Origin of the sequence: Actinomadura oligospora ATCC 43269 (assembly GCF_000518265.1) — a bacterium.
Classification (GTDB): Bacteria; Actinomycetota; Actinomycetes; order Streptosporangiales; family Streptosporangiaceae; genus Spirillospora; species Spirillospora oligospora.
In genome coordinates, this window is record NZ_JADG01000004.1 from 734,122 (window position 1) to 752,330 (window position 18,209).

Here is an 18,209-nt window from a genome sequence, read left to right on the forward strand (position 1 = left end):
GCCTACCGTCCCCGTTTACGCGGCGCGCCCCCGCGCGCCCCCTGCTTCAGCTCCGCCACCCGCGACTCGTCGAACCGGCTGTAGGCGTCGACGATGTCGGTCACCAGCTTGTGCCGGACGACGTCGTGGCTGTTCAGCCGGCAGAAGTGGATGTCGTCGATGCCCTCCAGGATCGACTGGACGATCCGGAGCCCGCTCTCCTGCCCGTTCGGGAGGTCCACCTGGGTCACGTCACCGGTCACCACGACCTTCGACCCGAACCCGAGGCGGGTGAGGAACATCTTCATCTGCTCGGGGGAGGTGTTCTGCGCCTCGTCCAGGATGATGAACGAGTCGTTGAGCGTGCGCCCGCGCATGTACGCCAGGGGGGCGACCTCGATCGTGCCCGCCGCCATCAGCCGCGGGATCGAGTCGGGGTCGACCATGTCGTGCAGGGCGTCGTACAGCGGACGCAGGTAGGGGTCGATCTTCTCGTAGAGGGTTCCGGGGAGGAAGCCGAGCCGCTCGCCGGCCTCGACGGCCGGGCGGGTGAGGATGATGCGGTTGACCTTCTTGTCCTGCAGCGCCCTGACCGCCTTGGCCATGGCCAGGTAGGTCTTGCCGGTGCCCGCCGGGCCGATGCCGAAGACGACCGTGTGCTTGTCGATCGCGTCGACGTAGCGCTTCTGGTTCAGCGTCTTCGGACGGATCGTGCGGCCCCGGCCGGACAGCACGTCCAGGGTCAGGACCTCGGCGGGACGCTCGGCCGAGCCCGTCCGGAGCATGGCCAGGCTGCGCTCGACGGCGTCGGGGGTGAGCTGCGCGCCTCCGTTGAGAAGGTCGATCAGCTCGGCGAACAGGCGGGAGACCAGTTCGGTCTCGGCGGGGGCGCCGGTGACGGTGATCTCGTTGCCGCGGACGTGGATGTCGCTGCGGAACGCCCTCTCGATCACGTGGAGCAACTCGTCCCGTGAGCCCAGCAGGCTCACCATGGAGTGGTCGTCCGGCACCACGATGCGGATCTGGGAGCGGGCGCCGTTCTGCGCGGCGGTCTCACGCCCCCGGTGTGTTGATTCGACCATCAGCCGGGCCTCGCGGCCTCTCGGACCTGCCTTCTCGTCGCCACGGATATCACGCGGCCGTCGTTGCGGCGGCCACGTCTCCATGGTACCGACCGGCGCACGGCGCGGCCTCTCCATTTGATCCCGGACCGTCCGGCTTCGTCCGGGCCCGCGTCCGGTCGGCCCGCCGAGGAGGTGCCCCGGCTCTATCCGGGAGGCCACTCGAATCCGCGGCCCCCGAGCACGTGGGCGTGGACGTGGAAGACGGTCTGCCCCGCGTGCGGGCCGGTGTTGAACACGACCCGGTAGCCCGTCCCGTCGACCCCGTCCTCGGCGGCGACCTCGGCGGCGAGGGTGACCACGTCGGCGAGCAGGGCCGGGGACGCCGCGGCGAGCTCGGCCGCGGTCGGGTGGTGCTCCTTCGGGATCACCAGGACGTGCGTGGGGGCCTGCGGATTGATGTCCCGGAAGGCCAGCGCCGTGCCGGTCTCCCGGACGACCGTCGCCGGGACCTCCTTGGCGACGATCTTGCAGAACAGGCAGTCGGCCGTGTTCGCGTCCATGCGTCCTCTTCCCGTGTCCGCCGCGTGCGGTCTGTCCCGCGTCTCGGGAGACGGCGTGATCCCCGTCTCAGGAGACCGCGTCCGCATCCTAGCGAGCCGTGATCCGGAGCGTCCGACCCGCGCCGCCGGACGACTTTCCCGGCCCCGACCTGCGGTGCCGACAGAGACCGTGACCAACGCCATCCGCAGCGGGTAAGGTCCTTGATCGACCCTCGGTGGAACCTTCGGTGGAACGGCGCATTCCGGCGTTCCTCTGGATTAGGGTTTCAAGTCAGGCGTTCCCCCCGGCCCGGTGCTCCGAGCCACGCCTGGACCGGTCGGGTGCGCCTGTCACGGCCCGCCCCCGCGACCGCCCGAAACGGGGGGTGGGGGACGGCAAAGGCGGCGGATAGTGACCGAGGCACAGCAGAAGATGCCCTTTCGTAAACCGGACGACGAGGGTGCGCGTCCCACAGACGTGACCGAGACCCTCGTGGCCAGGGGAACGGCGGGGGCAGTCGCCGTCGCCTGGGACGCCGACCAGGCGGTGACCGCGCTCTACAGCGCCAACTACCGCTCCCTGGTGAGGCTCGCCGCCATGCTCGTCCGGGACGCGGGAACGGCCGAGGAGGTCGTCCAGGACGCGTTCGTCGCGATGCACGGCGGCTGGCGCCGGCTCCGCGACCCGGACAAGGCGCTGTCGTACCTGCGGCAGGCGGTGGTCAACCGGTCGCGCTCGGTGCTGCGGCACCGCGCGGTGGTGGAGAAGTACGCCCCCAAGGGGCTGCCCGACGCACCCAGCGCGGAGGCCGGGGCCATCGGCGAGCTGGAGCGCTCGGCGGTGGTGGACGCGCTGCACCGGCTGCCCGCGCGGCAGCGCGAGGCCCTGGTGCTGCGCTACTACGCCGATTTGTCCGAAGCGGAGATCGCCGCGACGATGGGCATCTCGAAGGGTGCCGTGAAGAGTCACACGGCGCGCGGGATGTCCGCGATGCGCAACGTTCTGGAGCAGTTCTCATGACCACGGGCCCCCACGACGAGCACGGCGAGCTCCTGCGCCGTGCCCTGCACGCGGAGGCGGAGCGGGTCACCCCCTCGGCGGACGGGCTGGAGCGCATCCGCGCCCTCGTCGCCGAGCGGGAGCGGCGCCGGTTTCCCGGCCGGGCCGGCTGGGACTGGTTCACCGCCAACTGGACGCGTCCGGTCCTGGCGGTGGGCGCGGCCGTGGCCATCGCGGGCCTCGGGGTCTCGGCGCCCCAGACGTTCGACCTGATCCAGTCGCCCATGGGCAACGACAACCCGTTCTCCAAGGGCCACCACGGCACCCAGGGCGGCACGGGCGCGGGCTCGATCGACTCCTCCACGCCGTCGCAGGGCCCGACCACGCCGGGGCACGACCCGTCCGGGACGACGCGTCCGCCCTCCTCCGAGGGGCCGGTGTCGTCCACGGTGTCGCCGACCTGCCCGCCGACCGCGGGGACGCCTCGTTCGGGCGCGTCCTCCCGCGCGACGGCCCGGAACTCGGAGTTCGGGAAGTCCGCGGTGCCCACCTGCCCGACGCGCACCCCGACGCCGAGCGGCTCGCCCACGCCCACGCCACCGAGCACGCCGACGGCCAACCCGACCGACACCGCTCCCCCGGCGCCCACGACCTCACCCGAGACGAACGTCAGTGAGGCCCCCGCCGCCACCGGCGGCTGAGCGCGAACACGAGTGGCTCAGGAACGGACACGAGTGGCTCACGGGCGGACACCGGCGGCTGAGACGTGAGAACGAAGGGCTGAGCGCGACACCGGCGGCCGACGCGGGCGACCCGGCGGCTACCAGCGGCCGGTGGCGGCCAGCAGGACGGCGGCGGCGGCGACGCCCGCCGTGGACGTGCGCAGGACGGTCGGGCCGAGCAGCGTCGGGCGGCCCCCGGCCGCTCCGAGGCGTTCGACCTCGTCCTCGCTGAGGCCGCCCTCGGGGCCGACCACGATGACGATCTCGCCGCCCGCCGGGGGCGCGAGCGCGGTGAGCGGCTCGGCGGCCTCCTCGTGCAGCAGGACGGCCGCGGACGCGGCGGCGACGCGCTTCTCCACGTCGGCCGTGGACGCCAGCTCCGACACGACCGGGAAGTGGGCGCGGCGGGCCTGCTTGGCGGCCTCCCGCGCGGTGGCGCGCCAGCGGCCGAGGGACTTCTCGCGGCGCTCGGGCCGCCACTGCGTGATGCAGCGCGCGGCGGCCCACGGGACGATCTCGTCCACGCCGACCTCGGTCATGGTCTCGACGGCCAGCTCGCCCCGGTCGCCCTTCGGCAGCGCCTGGACGACCACCAGGCGCGGGCTCGGCGCGGGCACCCGCCGCCGGGACACCACGTCCAGGGTGAGGGACGCCTTGTCGGCGGCGGCCACGACGCACTCGGCGACCAGGCCCGCGCCGTCGGTGAGGTCGACGCGCTCGCCCGCCCGCAGCCGCCGGACGGCCGCCGCGTGCCGCCCCTCGGGGCCGTCCAGCAGGACGCGCTCGCCCGTGAGGCGGCCCGGCTCGGCGAGGAACACCGGCGCGCTCACCGGCCGCCCCCCGCGCTCGCGCAAGGGGCGGACGGCCGCCCGGAGGCCGCCGTCCGCGCCGTTCGCATGACCCTCATCAGTGCTGGTTGAAGACGTCCCGCAGGCGGGAGAAGACGCCGCGCTGCCCCGGCGCGAACTTGCCGGGCGGGCGCTCCTCGTCGCGCAGCTGGGAGAGCTTGCGCAGCAGGGCCTCCTGCTCCTCGTCCAGCTTCGTCGGGGTCTCGACGTTGACGTGGATGTGCAGGTCGCCGCGGCCGGACTCGTTCAGGTGGCGGACGCCGCGGCCGAACAGCCGGATCACCTCGCCGGACTGCGTGCCCGGCTTGATGTCGATCTCCTCCGCGCCGTCCAGCGTCTCGATCGTGACGCTGGTGCCGAGCGCGGCGGCGGTCATCGGGATGCCGACCGTGCAGTGCAGGTCGTCGCCCTCGCGCTCGAAGATCGGGTGCGGCTTCTCGACGATCTCCAGGAACAGGTCGCCGGGCGGGCCGCCGCCGGGGCCGACCTCGCCCTCGCCCGCGAGCTGGATGTGGATGCCGTTCTCCACGCCCGCCGGGATCTTGACCTTGACGGTGCGCCGGGTGCGGACCCGGCCGTCGCCGGAGCACTCCGGGCAGGGGTTGCGGATCACCGAGCCGAAGCCGCCGCACTGCGGGCACGGCCGGGACGTCATGACCTGGCCGAGGAAGGACCGCTGCACCTGCTGCACCTCGCCCCGCCCCTGGCACATGTCGCAGGTCTCGGGGTGGGAGCCGGGCGCGGAGCCCTCGCCGTGGCAGGTGTCGCAGACCACGGCGGTGTCGATGGACAGCTCGCGCGTGGTGCCGAACGCCGTCTCGTTCAGGTCGAGCTCGACCCGGAGCGTGGCGTTGCGGCCGCGCCGGGCCCGCGAACGGGGGCCGCGCGCGGACGCGGTGCCGAAGAAGGCGTCCATGATGTCGCTGAACGGGAAGCCCGCGCCGAAGCCACCGGCCCCCGCGCCCGCGCCGCCGCCCGGGGCGAACGGGTCCGCCCCGAGGTCGTACATCTCGCGCTTCTTGGGGTCGGAGAGCACCTCGTAGGCCTGGGTGATCTCCTTGAACTTCTCCTGCGTCTCCGGATCGGGGTTGACGTCGGGGTGCAGCTCGCGCGCGAGCCTCCGGTACGCCTTCTTGATCTCGTCCGGACCGGCGTCGCGGCGGACGCCGAGGGTCGCGTAGTAGTCGTTGGCCACCTACGACCCCGCCAGGATCTGTCCGACGTAGCGTGCCACTGCCCGTACCGCTCCCATCGTGCCGGGGTAGTCCATCCGTGTAGGCCCGAGTACACCGAGGCGGGCCAGAGTGAGGTCGCCGACGCCGTATCCGGCGGCGACCACGGAGGTCGAACGGAGCCCCTCGTCGGGGTTCTCCATGCCGATCCGAACCGTAACAGTAGAGGAGTCGGCGGACTCCCCGAGCAGCCGCATCAGCACGACCTGCTCCTCCAGCGCCTCCAGGACGTCCCGGAAGGTGCGTGAGAAGTCGACGGACGCGAGGTTGGCGGCGCCGGCGAAGACGACCTTCTCCTCGTGCTTCTCGACCAGGGTCTCCAGGAGGACCGACAGCACCGCCGCGGCGGCGGGACGCTCCTCCGGAGAGACCTTCTCGGGCAGATCGGAGACCGCGCCCGGGACGTCGCCGAAGGCCAGGCCGGACAGGCACGTGTTCAGCAGCGCCCGCAGGTGCGCGACCGACTCCTCCGACAGCTCGTGGAAGGTCTCGATCACCCGCTGCTCGACCCGTCCGGTGTCGGTGATCAGGACGAGCAGCACCCGCCCGGTCGCGACCGGGACGAGCTCCACGTGCCGGACGTAGGAGCGGGTCAGCGACGGGTACTGGACCACGGCGACCTGCCGGGTGAGCTGGGCGAGCAGCCGGACGGTGCGGCCGACCACGTCGTCCAGGTCGTAGGCGCCGGTCAGGAACGTCTCGATGGCCCGCTTCTCCGCCTTGGAGAGGGGCTTGATCGTGGACAGCCGGTCGACGAACAGCCGGTACCCTTTGTCGGTGGGGATGCGCCCGGCGCTCGTGTGCGGCTGCTGGATGTAGCCCTGTTCCTCCAGGACGGCCATGTCGTTGCGTATGGTCGCGGGCGACACACCGAGGTTGTGCCGGTCCACCAAGGCCTTGGAGCCGACCGGCTCGTTGGTGGAGACATAGTCCTCGACTATGGCGCGCAGGACCGCGAGTTTCCGGTCGTCGAGCACGTCGTCACCTCCCCTGCCCCCGTTACTGGCACTCCATACTTCCGAGTGCCAAGTGTACGGCCCTGGGGGGACATCCCGGATCCGCCCGAAGCATGGTTCGGCCTGTGAGCCGTCCTGGCGAGTCGTTATTGTCGTGCCCCGTGCGGAGCAAGGACTACGGTGACGACGTTCTGGCGGGCGACTGGCGGCGGCCCCTGAAGGGCACGATCCCGGATGTCCCGGCCGAAACCGGCCTGGTGGCCGAGGACCCGGCCAGCGGGTTCTGCGGCGCGGTCGTCGGCTGCGACAAGTTCGGCGTGACGCTGGAGGACCGGCACGGCAGGCGAAGGATCTTCCCGCTGGCCAAGGCGGGCTTCCTGATCGACGGGAAGCCGGTGACGCTCGTCCGGCCGGGGCCGTCCGCGCCGTCCGGGCCGCTGCGCTCGGCGTCCGGGTCGGTGGCGGTGCCGGGGGTGCGGGCGCAGGTCGCCAAGGAGTCGCGGATCTACGTCGAGGGCGCCCACGACGCCGAGCTGGTCGAGAAGATCTGGGGCCACGACCTGCGGGTCGAGGGCGTCGTCGTGGAGTTCCTGGAGGGCGTGGACGATCTTCCCGCGATCGTCGAGGAGTTCGGGCCCGAGGAGGGCCGGAGGCTGGGCGTCCTGGTCGACCACCTGGTCGACGGCTCGAAGGAGAGCCGGATCGCCGCGCAGGTCACGTCCCCGTACGTGCTGATCACCGGCCACCCGTTCATCGACATCTGGGAGGCGGTCAAGCCGTCCGCGGTCGGCATCCGCGCCTGGCCCCGCGTCCCGCGCGGCGTCTCCTGGAAGGAGGGCGTCCTGGACGCGCTGGGCTGGCGGATGGAGACCGGCGAGGCGTGGAGGCGCATCCTCGGCCGGGTGAACACCTACGCCGACCTCGAGCCCGAGCTGCTGGGACGGGTCGAGGAGCTCATCGACTTCGTGACCGTCCCGTGACTCTCAGTAACTTTATCCTTACTTTCCGCAGCTATCCCTGATCTGGCGGAATATCGGACAGCGACCGGCCTGTTACCCGTTGCGAGAGACGTGCTCGTGTTCTCACGCCAAAGGGGGGCCGAAATGACCAGCCGCGGCAGAACACCCACGCAGGGCCATGGGCCCATCCTCACCGACCCCGCGCGCGCCCGGGAGGCGCGTGACCACGATCCGCGCGGGCACCGGCGGCGCGGGCGCCGGCCGGGCACGGCGACGCCCGCCGCGCCGACGCCTCCTTGGGCGAGGCCTCCCGAAGCAATGACTCCCGAGGCGACGCCGGACGCACCGGCGCGCGACCCGCGATCGGGCGCGCCGACGGCCGGTGGCTGCATGCCGCCGACGTTCGTCCCCGTCTCCGAATGGGCCCCGGCCGAGCTGGGGATGCCGCTGCCTCCGCCGGTCACCCCGTGGGAACGTGACAAGGCCGGCTGGGCCGAACTGAGCGGCCTGATCGGCATGTCCGCGGCGGCCGTGTTCTCCGCGTTCACGCTGGGCCTGCTGGTCCTGGCCACGTGGATCGCGCCGTTCGTGTTCCTCACGGTCTTCAGGAACCGCTCGCCGTTCGTCCGCTACCACGCGGCGCAGGCCCTGAACGTCCAGCTCACGGGCCTGATCGTCGGCGTGGGCGCGGTGGCGCTTTCGGTCGCCACGCTCGGCCTCGCCGCCGTGCTCGCGGTCCCGATCACGCTGGTCTTCTGGCTCACCCAGTTCGGGTTCGTGATCATCGCGACCTCGCGGGCCGAGGCGGGCGAGTGGTACGCGATCCCGGCGTTCCTGGCCTGGCCGATGGTGCGCTGATCAGGCTGGACCGGACACGGCCGGTGCGCTGACCGGACGGCCGGGTCCGGTCAGGTGAGGTCGCGGACGACGGCGTCCGCGAGGAGACGGCCGCGCAGGGTGAGAACCGCGCGGCCGTCGCTCACCGGCTCGAGCAGGCCGTCCGCGACCAGGTTCCGGACGGCCCGCGCGTCCAGCAGATCGACCGGGCAGCCGTCCGCGAGCCGCAGCTCCAGCATGATCCGCTCGATGTGCCTGTCCTCGTCGGTGAGGAGTTCGCGCGCGTGCGCGGGGGTGATTCCCTCGGCGAGGCGGGACGCGTAGGCGGCCGGGTGCTTGACGTTCCACCAGCGCGTCCCGCCCACGTGGCTGTGCGCGCCGGGGCCGACGCCCCACCAGTCCGCGCCCGTCCAGTACAGGAGGTTGTGGCGGCAGGCGGCGTCGGCGTCGCGGGCCCAGTTGGAGATCTCGTACCAGCGCAGGCCGTTCGCGGACAGCATCTCGTCGGCCATCAGGTAGCGATCGGCCATCGCGTCGTCGTCCGGGGCGGCCAGCTCACCGCGCCTGACCTGCGCGGCGAGGCGCGTGCCGTCCTCGACGATCAGGGCGTAGGCCGAGACGTGATCGGGCTCGCACGCGAGCGCCGCCTCCAGGGACGCCCGCCAGTCGTCGTCGCTCTCCCCCGGCGTCCCGTAGATCAGGTCCAGGTTGACGTGCTCGAACCCGGCGGCGCGCGTCCAGTCGACCACCTGCGGGACGCGGCCGGGCGTGTGCGTGCGGTCTAGCACCTTCAGGACGTGCTCGCGCGCGCTCTGCATGCCGTAGGAGACGCGCGTGAAGCCGACCTCGCGCAGGCGCGCGAGATACGCCTGGTCGACCGACTCGGGGTTGGCCTCGGTCGTGACCTCGGCGCCCGGCGCGAGGCCGAACTCCTTGTCGATCGCGTCCAGGACGCGGCCCAGGTCGTCCGGGGAGAGCAGGGTCGGGGTGCCGCCGCCCACGAAGACCGTCTCGACCGGCAGGTCCACCTCGCCCAGCACCCGGCGGGCCATCCGGACCTCGGCGACCGCGGTCTCCGCGTAGGAGTCGCGGCTCGCGCCGGGGCCGAGCTCGGTGGCCGTGTAGGTGTTGAAGTCGCAGTAGCCGCAGCGGGTCACACAGAACGGCACGTGGACGTAGAAGGCGAACGGGCGCGCACCCAGCCCCGCGAGGGCGCTGCCGGGCAGCGCCCCGTCGGCGGGGACGGGATCTCCGTCGGGAAGGATCGAGGGCACCCTTCAAGTCTGCCCCGCCCGGCCCCCTGCTCTGACCGTCCGCCCCTCCGGACCCCTGCCCGACTCCGGGGGGCGTGGGGCGCCCTCAGAGGGCCGTCAGCGGCCGGAGGAGAGCCCCGCCGAGCGGAGCTTGGCGCGCAGCCACCCCGGGATGTGCTCGTCCGCGCGCGGGAAACGATCAAGATCCTGGCGGTAGGCGGACGGCCCGAGCGGCGGCGTGAAGTCGGGTTCGCCGTCGTAGTCGAACTCGGCGCTGAACCGTCCGGACCGCTCGACCGACAGCCGCGCGGTGAACCAGGCGCCCTTGTCGCGCCGGTACATCGCGCGGCGCAGCTCGTCCATCCGGCCGACGGCCTGGCCCGGCGGCATCGCGGTGCGGGTCCGCCCGCCGGCCTCGACGATCTCGAAGGTGGCGCTGTCGATGCCGACCGTCGCGCGGAACTCCAGCCCGAGCCGCTCCCACTCCTCCGGGGCCGCCGACCGCAGCGCGCGGACGGCGCCGTTCACCGCCTCCCGCTCGCGTGGACTGCGGAGAACGTGCTCGGCGTGGGTCACGGTGGAACCTCCGGACATTACGGGAGCTGCGGGAACGGCGGAGCGAACCGGCGGCCCCGTGGCGTCCCGGGACTGGTGGCCGGGCCGTCCCGACGACGGTACCGACATCGCGGCGCGGGCCACGCTCGGCCCGCCGTGGCGCGTCCAACCCGCTCCGTCCGGCGGCGGGGACACCTCGGACATCCCACCTTGATCATCGCGAAGGCCCTCCCGCCCGGGCCCTTCACCGCCGGGCTCTCCCGGCCGCCGGGGGCGGATAGGGTCGCCGGGTGGGATGGGTACGGGGGCTGGTGCCGGCGCGGGTGACGCTGCGCGGTGACGAGGACGGCTGGGGTTACACGGTCGTCTCCGAGTGCGGACGGTCCGACGACGAGCGGCTGCCCGGGCCCGGCGCGCGCTGGCAGACCGGCGTCCGCAGCGGGGACCGCGAGCCCCGGTGGTGGTCGCGGCACCTGGCCGAGGTCGCCGAGGGCCAGCGCGAGGCGGTCGGCCGGCGGCTCACCGACCGGACCTTCGCCGAACTCGGCGTGGAGACCGAGATCTCCTGGTTCGCGGTGCGCGAGCCGTTCGAGTGGGAGGGCCTGGTCACGCTGCGCGACCCCGACCCGGCGCGGTTCCCCGGCGAGGTCCCGCCGTTCGTGGTCACCTTCCAGCCCGGCCGCGGCGCCCTGCTCCCGGACGACCACCTGCTGTTCTCGACCGAGGCCGACGACGCCTGGACGACCCTCGCCGCCGTCGCCGAGCGCTGCGGCGGCCCCGCGCCGCGCGAGCGTTTCCTGTGCGGCTGGGCCGGGCACCGCGCGATCCGGATCGGCCGCGGCACGCTCGAGGTGTCCACCGACGTCGGCTCGGACGGCGTGGAGCGGCTCGGCCAGGTCTCCCTCTCCCGCCCGCCCGGGTGGGGCGGCAATCCCGAGCTGCGTCCCCGCCTGGACGGCATCGACCTGCTCGACGAGCCCGCCGCCGACGTCACCGGCCTGTTCCGCGAGCTCGGGCACGAGATCGCCGAGCACGGGCCGTCCGTCCTCGTGCCCGCGATGGGCCTCTATCTGAGCCGTCCGCACGGCGCGCCGGAGTCGTTCGCGTTCAGCGGCGCGTCCCTGAGCTTCCCCACTGTCCTCAGGGGCGGACTCCGCTAGCCGGAGGGTGAGGCAAAGGTGTCCGGTTCGCCAGTTCCCCACAAAGCCGACACACACCGGGGATCTTCCTTTCACCGGCCCGCAATCAGCCGCGCCTAGCTTCCGGGCTCATGGACATTCGTCTGCGCCACCTCAGCCTCGGCCTCGCGGCCGGACTCGCCGCCGTCCCCCTCGTCGCCACTCCCCCCGCGTCCGCCGCGTCCGGGCTGGTCGTGGAACGGTCCGGCCCGGCCCGCTCGGTCTCGTTCACCGCCGCCCGCGACGGCGAGGCGGTGATCGGCTTCACCGTCGCGGCGCCCGGCGTGTCCTGGGCGCGCAAGGGCGCGGAGGCCGCGCTGCTCGCGGTCTCGGTGGACGGACGCCACGTCACCGACCTGCTCGTCCCGTCGGCCGACCCGACGCCGCGCACGCTCGGCCTCGGCGGCGTCCGCCACGGACGGCACAAGGTCACCTTCCGCTGGGCCAAGGGCTCCGCGGACGCCGCGAAGCGCGTCGTGCTGTCCAAGCCGAAGGTGCGGCAGCCCAAGGACGACCAGCTCGTCCTGCGGCACGCGCCCGTCGTGGTGGGCCGCACGCTCGACACGGCCGGGAAGCCCGGCGGCGACCCGTACCAGAACGCCTACACCGACGCCCCGCTCATCGCCTGGCACGAGACGCTGCCCGCCGCGACGCCCGGCCACAAGGTCCTCGAGTACTCGGTGATCTGGAGCAACGAGGACGGCGGCACCGACACGCCCGCGCTGATGGCCCGCTGGGGCCGCACCACCGACATCGAGTGGGTGTACCGCGTCGAGGTGGACGCCGCCGGGAACCGCGTCCCGGGCACCGCCGTCTACCAGGCCCCCGAGCACCAGACCCTGAAGTTCACCGGGCGCTACGAGGACGACCACCCGGTCATGCAGACCTGCACGATGAACAACAACATGTGCGACACGGTCACCTCGGACGCCAGGCTCCGGTTCCTGCTGGACACGAGGGCGACGCGTCCGGCCGACCGCGCCCGCGAGTACCTCATGGACCAGAACCCCTGGACGTACCGGATCACCGCGCAGGAGATGGACCGCGAGGGCAAGATCGAGAAGCCTTCGTCCCCGGACACCCAGGCGGTCGGCGACCTGCGCACGTACCTGTACCTGGAGTTCACCAAGACCACGGGCGCGGCCTCGGGCACCGGGTCGGCGCCGGGCGTCAGCCTCGGCGTCCGGCTGAAGAGCGACCCGTCCCGCCTCTACCGCTCGGACCACTCCGTGCCGTCGTGGTCGATCAGCCGGGACGGCTCGCCCGCCACGACCGTCGAACTCCCCGCCGGGACGACGCTCGCCGACGTCGCGTCCGTCGAGGCCGTCCGGCAGCCGACCGGCGCCGGCGACAACGGCGCGTCCGCGACCGTGACCTCGATCCGCCGTGGCTTCTTCCTCGACCAGAACTACCTGCCGCAGCAGAACTCCGGCATCAGCTGGATGGGCTCTGTGACGGTGTCGCCGTCCACCCCGTCGAGTGTCATCTGGCACTCCTGACCCCTCCGGGACGCCCCTGGGCAGCCTGCCCAGGGGCGTCCCGTCATCGGGGGCGCGGACGTGCGGAACCGCCGAGGTCGTGACCGGGTCGAGACGCTGAGGCCCGGAACCTCGGCGCCTTCGGCGGCGTCGTAAGGGTCGTACACTTCTCGCTCACCCTTCGCCGCACCCCGGAGAGGACGCACCGCATGGCCTACGGGCCTCCTCCGCAACAACCCGGCGCCTGGCAGCAGCCGCAGAACCAGCAGTGGCAGCAGGGCGGACGGAACTGGCAGCAGCCGTCCCCGCAGAGCTGGCAGCAACCCCCGGCGGGACAGCCCGCCGCACAGGGCTGGCAGCAGCCGCCCGCCGGAGCCGTCCAGGGCGGCCCGCAGGGCGGCTGGCAGGCCGCGCCGCCCGCCGCGCTTCCCGCCGCGGCGCCCGAGCCCGAGCACTACGGCGAGATCGGCTACGACGAGATGACGTGGGCGCTGATGGCCTACATCGGACAGTTCCTCGTCGCCGTGATCGCGCCGGCCGTCGTCTACCTCGGCAGGGCCCGGCACCCGTTCGTCCGGCGGCACGCCGCGCAGGGCCTCAACATGGGCATCGCGGGCGCCGCGGTGTGGGCCGTCGGCGGCCTGGTCTCCCTGGCCCTCCCGGCGATCCTGTGGCTGCTGGTGCTGTTCTCGGCCGTCATCATGGGCTTCCTGGTCTACGCGGCCCGCGCCGCCAACCGGGGCGAGTTCCGCCGGGTGCCGGCGTTCATCGCCTGGCCGCTGATCAAGTAACCGCCGTTCAGGCCGCCTCCTCCGCGTCCCCGGGCCCGGTGTCCGGGTCCGGGTCCGGATCCCGCTCGGGCCCGGGCAGGACGGTCATCGTCCCGGGCTCACCGGGCTCCTGGTCCAGCCGGACGACGCGTCCCGGGTAGGCGCGCCGGGCGATCTCGACGTCCCGGTCGTCCCACTCCCCGTAGAAGACCGGGCAGCCGTCCCACAGCTCGACCTTCTCCGCGCCGGTCGGCCACCGGTGGCCGAACGCGTCGATGAGGATCGGGTCCTCGCCGTGCGGCAGGTCGGGCCCGACGCGGCGGGCGATGGGGTCGTCGGTCATGGAGGCCGGGTCGGGCACGGCGGGGCTCCTTCGGGGGGCGGTGCGGCGGGGCTGCCGGTCGAAGATCTGGTCGGGGGCCAGCTCGATGTCGAACGGGACGGTCAGCTTGGCGGAGCGTCCCCAGGTGACGAGCGCGCGCTCGGCGTACCGGCCCGTGTCGTCCAGCTCGAAGACCTGGAAACCGGGCTCGTCGCCGCGCAGGTCGACGATCCAGTAGGCGTCGACGCCGGCGCGCTCGAGCAGGGCGCGCCTCGGCCCGAGGTCGGCCGCCCGGGACGCGGCGGAGACGACCTCGACGGCCAGCAGCGGCGCGCCCCGGATGAAGCACCGGTCGTCCCCGGCCTGCTCCTTGCGGAAGACCATGAGGTCGCAGCGCAGCCAGGTGTCGTCGGTCAGGCGGGCGCCGCAACCGGTCAGGGTCTCCTGGCCGCCGTGCTGGGCGAGGCCGACCGGAATGACCAGATCGGACACCAGGACCTGGTGCAGGAGGGTGTGTGTCACGACGGACAGTGTTGCCCTCGCGGCGTGGCGTCACCACCGCTTTGGACAAAGCCGCATGGCCTGCGGGAAAGGTCCACCGGCCCGGGCGGACATGTCCGGTCTGATGGGGAACCGGGCCGGAGCTCGAAGGGCCTCCGACAAGGCGAGAGCGGCCCCGCGTCGAGCAGGGCCGCTCCCTCAAGGTCGGTGCCGGAGGGCTACTTCTTGCCGCCCTTGTCGGCGGACGACGCGGAGTCACCGGTGGACAGCGCGGCGACGAACGCCTCCTGCGGGACGTCCACCCGGCCGATCGTCTTCATCCGCTTCTTGCCCTCCTTCTGCTTCTCCAGCAGCTTGCGCTTACGGGAGATGTCGCCGCCGTAGCACTTGGCGAGGACGTCCTTGCGGATGGCGCGGATGTTCTCGCGCGCGATGATGCGCGCGCCGATCGCGGCCTGGATGGGCACCTCGTACTGCTGCCTCGGGATGAGCTCCTTCAGCTTGGAGGTCATCATCAGGCCGTACTCGCGGGCCTTGTCCTTGTGCACGATCTGGCTGAACGCGTCGACCGACTCGCCCTGCAGCAGGATGTCGACCTTGACCAGGTCGGACTCCTGCTCGCCGGCGGGCTCGTAGTCGAGCGAGGCGTAGCCGCGGGTCCGGGACTTCAGCTGGTCGAAGAAGTCGAAGATGATCTCGGCGAGCGGCAGCGTGTACCGGATCTCGACCCGGTCCTCCGACAGGTAGTCCATGCCGAGCAGCACGCCGCGCCGGGACTGGCACAGCTCCATGATCGCGCCGATGTGGTCGGACGGGGTGAGGATGGTCGCCTTCACCACCGGCTCGTACACCATGCCGATCTTGCCCTCGGGGAACTCGCTCGGGTTGGTGACGACGTGCTCGGTACCGTCCTCCATCACCACCCGGTAGACGACGTTCGGCGCGGTGGAGATCAGCGAGAGGTTGAACTCGCGCTCCAGCCGCTCCCGGACGATCTCCATGTGCAGCAGGCCGAGGAAGCCGCAGCGGAACCCGAACCCGAGCGCCGCCGACGTCTCCGGCTCGTAGATCAGCGCGGCGTCGTTCAGCCGCAGCTTGTCGAGCGCGTCGCGCAGGTCGGGGTACTGGTCGCCGTCCATCGGGTAGAGGCCCGAGAACACCATGGGCTTCGGGTCCTGGTAGCCGCCGAGCGCCTCGGAGGCGGCCCGGGTCGCGCCGGTGACGGTGTCGCCGACCCGCGCCTGCCGGACGTCCTTCACGCCGGTGATCAGGTAGCCGACCTCGCCGACGCCGAGCCCGCCGACCGGCTTCGGCTCGGGCGAGATGACCCCGACCTCGAGCGTCTCGTGCGCCGCGCCGGTCGACATCATCAGCGACTTCTCGCGCCGGGACAGGTGGCCGTCCACGATCCGGACGTAGGTGACCACGCCGCGGTAGGTGTCGTAGACCGAGTCGAAGATCAGCGCGCGGGCCGGGCCGTCCGGGTCGCCGACCGGCGCCGGGACGGTCTCGACCACCCGGTTCAGCAGCTCCTTGACGCCCTCGCCGGTCTTGCCGGACACCTTGAGCACGTCGGACGGGTCGCAGCCGATGATCCCGGCCAGCTCCTCGGCGTACTTCTCCGGCTGCGCGGCGGGCAGGTCGATCTTGTTCAGCACCGGGATGAGGTGCAGGTCGGCGTCCAGCGCCAGGTACAGGTTGGCCAGCGTCTGCGCCTCGATGCCCTGCGCCGCGTCCACCAGCAGGATCGCGCCCTCGCAGGCCGCCAGCGACCGGGACACCTCGTAGGAGAAGTCCACGTGGCCGGGGGTGTCGATCAGGTTCAGGACGTAGTCGGTGCCGTCCTCGCCGCGCCAGGGCAGCCGGACCGCCTGCGACTTGATCGTGATGCCGCGCTCGCGCTCGATGTCCATCCGGTCGAGGTACTGGGCGCGCATCGAGCGTTCGTCGACGACCCCGGTGAGCTGCAGCATCCGGTCGGCCAGGGTCGACTTCCCGTGGTCGATGTGCGCGATGATGCAGAAGTTGCGGATGATCGCGGGGTCGGTCTTGTTGGGCTCAGGCGCAGGCACCGGGATCCGTTCGCAAACTCACTGGTGGACAGGACATGGCAGACTTCCTCTACCGTCCTCCATGGTCCCATGTCCAGGGGGATGCTCGGTGCACCGCCCCGGAGCCCTGGTCCCGCCTCGATTCCGGGCTCCGTCCGGGGCCCTGAAGGCCCGGTGCGACCGCCCCGAAGCCCCCGTTCGACCGGCCGGGTTTTGGGTGGAGGCGGCGGATTGGTAAGCTGTGCGACTGCGTGTGGCGTAGCGTCGTGCCGAGGGGCACCCTCCGCCCCGTTCAACCTTCGTACAATCCCGGGCGCGCGGCCGTCGCACGCCGGGAACCAGGATCGCAACCAAGGCTGAGGCACTACGACGTGGCTAACATCAAGTCCCAGATCAAGCGGAACAAGCAGAACGAGAAGGCTCGCCTGCGGAACAAGGCCGTCAAGTCGGAGCTGAAGACGGCGATCCGCAAGTTCAACGAGGCCGCCGAGGCCGGCAACGCCGAGACCGCGATCGCCGCCCAGCGCGCCGCCGCCCGCAAGCTCGACAAGGCCGTCAGCAAGGGCGTCATCCACAAGAACCAGGCCGCCAACCGCAAGTCGGCCATCGCCAAGCGCGCCGCCGAGCTGGCCAAGTAAGGCCGCCTTCCAGGCTTTCACGACGAGGCCGTCGTCCCTGTGGCTGGGACGACGGCCTCGTCGTTGTGCTCGTGGACGGCCCGCCCTGGCGCGGGCCGCCTTCCAGCGGGCCGCCTTCCAGCGGGCCGCCTTCCAGCGGGCCGCCTTCCAGCGGGCCGCCTTCCAGCGGGCCGCCTTCCAGCGGGCCGCCTTCCAGCGGGCCGCCTTCGAGCGAAGGCCCCGGATAGCGTGGTGGGCATGGACGAACGCCGCCTGGTGAAGATCTCGAAGTATCTCGCCAAGCACCTGCGGCACCGTCCGGAACGGATCGGGTTGACGCTGACCGCGGACGGCTGGGCCGACGTGGACGACCTGCTCGCAGCCGCCCGGCGGCACGGCTTCCCGATCACCCGCGCCGAGCTGGAACACGTCGTCGCGGCCAACGACAAGCGGCGCTACGCCTACGACGGCCGCCGCATCCGCGCCAGCCAGGGGCATTCGGTCCCGGTGGAGCTGGGACTGCCGAGCGTCCCGCCGCCTCCCGTCCTGTTCCACGGGACGGTCCGGGCGGCCCTGGACACGATCATGGCCGAGGGCCTGCTGCCGATGCGGCGGCACGCCGTCCACCTGTCCCCCGACCGCGCCACCGCCGAACGCGTCGGCGGACGCCGCGGCGTCCCGGTCGTCCTGACCGTGGCGGCGGGCGAGATGGCCGCGGACGGCCACGAGTTCCACCTGAGCGAGAACGGCGTCTGGCTCGTCGCCCACGTCCCGCCGCGCTACCTGACGATCTAGGGCAGATCGGCGCGGATCATCGCGACCGCTTCCGGCCAGGTCAGCGGGTTGGGCAGCCGCTCGGGGACGGGTCCGTCCTGCGGTCCGAACAGGTACCGGCGCCGCACGACCCCGTCCAGCGCGCGATGCACGTCGATCCGGTCGTCGATCATGTGGGTGATGCCGAGCCGGGCGCAGTGATCGGCCTTCTGCGCCCGCTTGCGGCAGAACCGGACGTTGCGCCGCGGCAGCCCTGTCCGTCCGGCGACGTCGTGGTGGTCCAGCCACGCGAGGGTCTTCCGCTGGACGCGTTCACCGCACTTGGAGATGATCCACACCCGTCCGCCGAACAGCCCGACCAGCTCTTCGAGGGCCTCGAACGCGCCCCCGGTGGCCGGGGAGGCGAGGGCGTCGCGCATCGTCCCGCCGAGAAAAGCCGTGTCCGCGTTCCCCGGTGACAGTGGGCCGCCCTGAATGACGCGTCCGAAATCGACGCCGAGCCTGGGTTCCATGCGTCCAGCGTCCCGACCGCAGAACTCGAGCAGAACTATCTCTTGAGCGGACATCTATAGTT

Annotated in this window: 19 protein-coding genes; 9 read left to right on the forward strand and 10 right to left on the reverse strand. The window is 72.4% G+C overall.

The window, feature by feature from the left end:
• Window positions 1-2: 2 nt before the first annotated feature.
• The gene (locus tag P696_RS0107940; protein ID WP_026411917.1) at window positions 3-1,061 is read right to left on the reverse strand and encodes a PhoH family protein; all 1,059 of its coding nucleotides are present in this window, start codon (window positions 1,059-1,061) and stop codon (window positions 3-5) included.
• Window positions 1,062-1,246: 185 nt separating this feature from the next.
• Entirely contained in the window at window positions 1,247-1,603 is a 357-nt protein-coding gene (locus tag P696_RS0107945; protein WP_026411918.1) for a histidine triad nucleotide-binding protein, read from the reverse strand.
• Between the two features lie 412 nt (window positions 1,604-2,015).
• Between P696_RS0107945 and P696_RS0107950 the strand changes: the two genes are divergently transcribed.
• Both P696_RS0107950 and P696_RS52150 read left to right on the forward strand, forming a co-directional pair.
• Entirely contained in the window at window positions 2,016-2,603 is a 588-nt protein-coding gene (locus P696_RS0107950; protein ID WP_051467166.1) for a SigE family RNA polymerase sigma factor, read from the forward strand.
• Complete coding sequence (locus P696_RS52150) at window positions 2,600-3,283, forward strand: hypothetical protein (protein ID WP_051467036.1); 684 nt, start codon at window positions 2,600-2,602, stop codon at window positions 3,281-3,283. Before P696_RS0107950 ends, P696_RS52150 begins: the two co-directional genes overlap by 4 nt.
• Before the next feature lie 119 nt (window positions 3,284-3,402).
• On the opposite strand, the gene P696_RS0107960 is transcribed toward P696_RS52150, so the two are convergent.
• The 3 genes from P696_RS0107960 to hrcA form a co-directional block, all read right to left on the reverse strand.
• Window positions 3,403-4,134 (reverse strand): 16S rRNA (uracil(1498)-N(3))-methyltransferase, encoded by a 732-nt coding sequence (locus tag P696_RS0107960; RefSeq protein WP_026411920.1) that lies wholly within the window; start codon window positions 4,132-4,134, stop codon window positions 3,403-3,405.
• A 76-nt stretch (window positions 4,135-4,210) separates the two neighbouring features.
• Window positions 4,211-5,347 (reverse strand): molecular chaperone DnaJ, encoded by a 1,137-nt coding sequence (dnaJ, locus tag P696_RS0107965; protein ID WP_026411921.1) that lies wholly within the window; start codon window positions 5,345-5,347, stop codon window positions 4,211-4,213.
• Window positions 5,348-6,361 carry a heat-inducible transcriptional repressor HrcA gene (gene hrcA, locus P696_RS0107970; RefSeq protein WP_026411922.1) on the reverse strand — a complete coding sequence of 338 codons (1,014 nt, stop codon included), beginning with the start codon at window positions 6,359-6,361 and terminating at the stop codon, window positions 5,348-5,350.
• Window positions 6,362-6,501: 140 nt separating this feature from the next.
• Here hrcA and P696_RS0107975 point away from each other — a divergent pair, with 140 nt between their 5' ends.
• Both P696_RS0107975 and P696_RS44025 read left to right on the forward strand, forming a co-directional pair.
• On the forward strand, window positions 6,502-7,320 hold the full coding sequence (locus tag P696_RS0107975) for a DUF3097 domain-containing protein (RefSeq protein WP_026411923.1): 819 nt from the start codon (window positions 6,502-6,504) through the stop codon (window positions 7,318-7,320).
• Between the two features lie 369 nt (window positions 7,321-7,689).
• Complete coding sequence (locus P696_RS44025) at window positions 7,690-8,157, forward strand: DUF4870 domain-containing protein (protein ID WP_034483429.1); 468 nt, start codon at window positions 7,690-7,692, stop codon at window positions 8,155-8,157.
• 50 nt (window positions 8,158-8,207) lie between these two features.
• On the opposite strand, the gene hemW is transcribed toward P696_RS44025, so the two are convergent.
• Both hemW and P696_RS44030 read right to left on the reverse strand, forming a co-directional pair.
• Window positions 8,208-9,410, reverse strand: coding sequence for a radical SAM family heme chaperone HemW (gene hemW / locus P696_RS0107985; RefSeq protein ID WP_026411924.1), 1,203 nt, complete (start codon window positions 9,408-9,410; stop codon window positions 8,208-8,210).
• Between the two features lie 96 nt (window positions 9,411-9,506).
• Window positions 9,507-9,965, reverse strand: a complete 459-nt coding sequence (locus P696_RS44030) for an antitoxin YezG family protein (RefSeq protein WP_034483432.1) — start codon at window positions 9,963-9,965, stop codon at window positions 9,507-9,509.
• A 269-nt stretch (window positions 9,966-10,234) separates the two neighbouring features.
• On the opposite strand from P696_RS44030, the gene P696_RS44035 reads away from it, so the two are divergent.
• From P696_RS44035 to P696_RS0108005, 3 genes are all read left to right on the forward strand, one after another.
• Window positions 10,235-11,104 carry a hypothetical protein gene (locus P696_RS44035; protein WP_051467037.1) on the forward strand — a complete coding sequence of 290 codons (870 nt, stop codon included), beginning with the start codon at window positions 10,235-10,237 and terminating at the stop codon, window positions 11,102-11,104.
• A 110-nt stretch (window positions 11,105-11,214) separates the two neighbouring features.
• Window positions 11,215-12,621 (forward strand): hypothetical protein, encoded by a 1,407-nt coding sequence (locus tag P696_RS0108000; RefSeq protein WP_026411925.1) that lies wholly within the window; start codon window positions 11,215-11,217, stop codon window positions 12,619-12,621.
• 188 nt (window positions 12,622-12,809) lie between these two features.
• Window positions 12,810-13,391 carry a DUF4870 domain-containing protein gene (locus P696_RS0108005; RefSeq protein WP_026411926.1) on the forward strand — a complete coding sequence of 194 codons (582 nt, stop codon included), beginning with the start codon at window positions 12,810-12,812 and terminating at the stop codon, window positions 13,389-13,391.
• Between the two features lie 7 nt (window positions 13,392-13,398).
• Here P696_RS0108005 and P696_RS52155 read toward each other — a convergent pair whose 3' ends face one another.
• Together P696_RS52155 and lepA are read right to left on the reverse strand one after the other, a co-directional pair.
• Window positions 13,399-14,214 carry a Uma2 family endonuclease gene (locus tag P696_RS52155; protein ID WP_051467038.1) on the reverse strand — a complete coding sequence of 272 codons (816 nt, stop codon included), beginning with the start codon at window positions 14,212-14,214 and terminating at the stop codon, window positions 13,399-13,401.
• 197 nt (window positions 14,215-14,411) lie between these two features.
• The gene (gene lepA, locus P696_RS0108015) at window positions 14,412-16,265 is read right to left on the reverse strand and encodes a translation elongation factor 4 (protein WP_026411927.1); all 1,854 of its coding nucleotides are present in this window, start codon (window positions 16,263-16,265) and stop codon (window positions 14,412-14,414) included.
• 350 nt (window positions 16,266-16,615) lie between these two features.
• Between lepA and rpsT the strand changes: the two genes are divergently transcribed.
• Window positions 16,616-16,882 (forward strand): 30S ribosomal protein S20, encoded by a 267-nt coding sequence (rpsT, locus tag P696_RS0108020; RefSeq protein WP_026411928.1) that lies wholly within the window; start codon window positions 16,616-16,618, stop codon window positions 16,880-16,882.
• A 237-nt stretch (window positions 16,883-17,119) separates the two neighbouring features.
• The gene (locus P696_RS0108025; protein ID WP_026411929.1) at window positions 17,120-17,656 is read left to right on the forward strand and encodes an RNA 2'-phosphotransferase; all 537 of its coding nucleotides are present in this window, start codon (window positions 17,120-17,122) and stop codon (window positions 17,654-17,656) included.
• On the opposite strand, the gene P696_RS0108030 is transcribed toward P696_RS0108025, so the two are convergent.
• Entirely contained in the window at window positions 17,653-18,147 is a 495-nt protein-coding gene (locus P696_RS0108030) for a hypothetical protein (protein WP_026411930.1), read from the reverse strand. The genes P696_RS0108025 and P696_RS0108030 overlap by 4 nt on opposite strands.
• Window positions 18,148-18,209 lie beyond the last annotated feature (62 nt).

Coding starts and splice junctions, on each gene's coding strand:
- P696_RS0107940 (WP_026411917.1), bottom strand. CDS start 1,061: ATGGTCGAATCAACACACCGGGGGCGTGAGACCGCCGCGCAGAACGGC.
- P696_RS0107945 (WP_026411918.1), bottom strand. CDS start 1,603: ATGGACGCGAACACGGCCGACTGCCTGTTCTGCAAGATCGTCGCCAAG.
- P696_RS0107950 (WP_051467166.1), top strand. CDS start 2,016: ATGCCCTTTCGTAAACCGGACGACGAGGGTGCGCGTCCCACAGACGTG.
- P696_RS52150 (WP_051467036.1), top strand. CDS start 2,600: ATGACCACGGGCCCCCACGACGAGCACGGCGAGCTCCTGCGCCGTGCC.
- P696_RS44025 (WP_034483429.1), top strand. CDS start 7,690: ATGCCGCCGACGTTCGTCCCCGTCTCCGAATGGGCCCCGGCCGAGCTG.
- P696_RS0108000 (WP_026411925.1), top strand. CDS start 11,215: ATGGACATTCGTCTGCGCCACCTCAGCCTCGGCCTCGCGGCCGGACTC.
- P696_RS0108005 (WP_026411926.1), top strand. CDS start 12,810: ATGGCCTACGGGCCTCCTCCGCAACAACCCGGCGCCTGGCAGCAGCCG.
- P696_RS0108025 (WP_026411929.1), top strand. CDS start 17,120: ATGGACGAACGCCGCCTGGTGAAGATCTCGAAGTATCTCGCCAAGCAC.
- P696_RS0108030 (WP_026411930.1), bottom strand. CDS start 18,147: ATGGAACCCAGGCTCGGCGTCGATTTCGGACGCGTCATTCAGGGCGGC.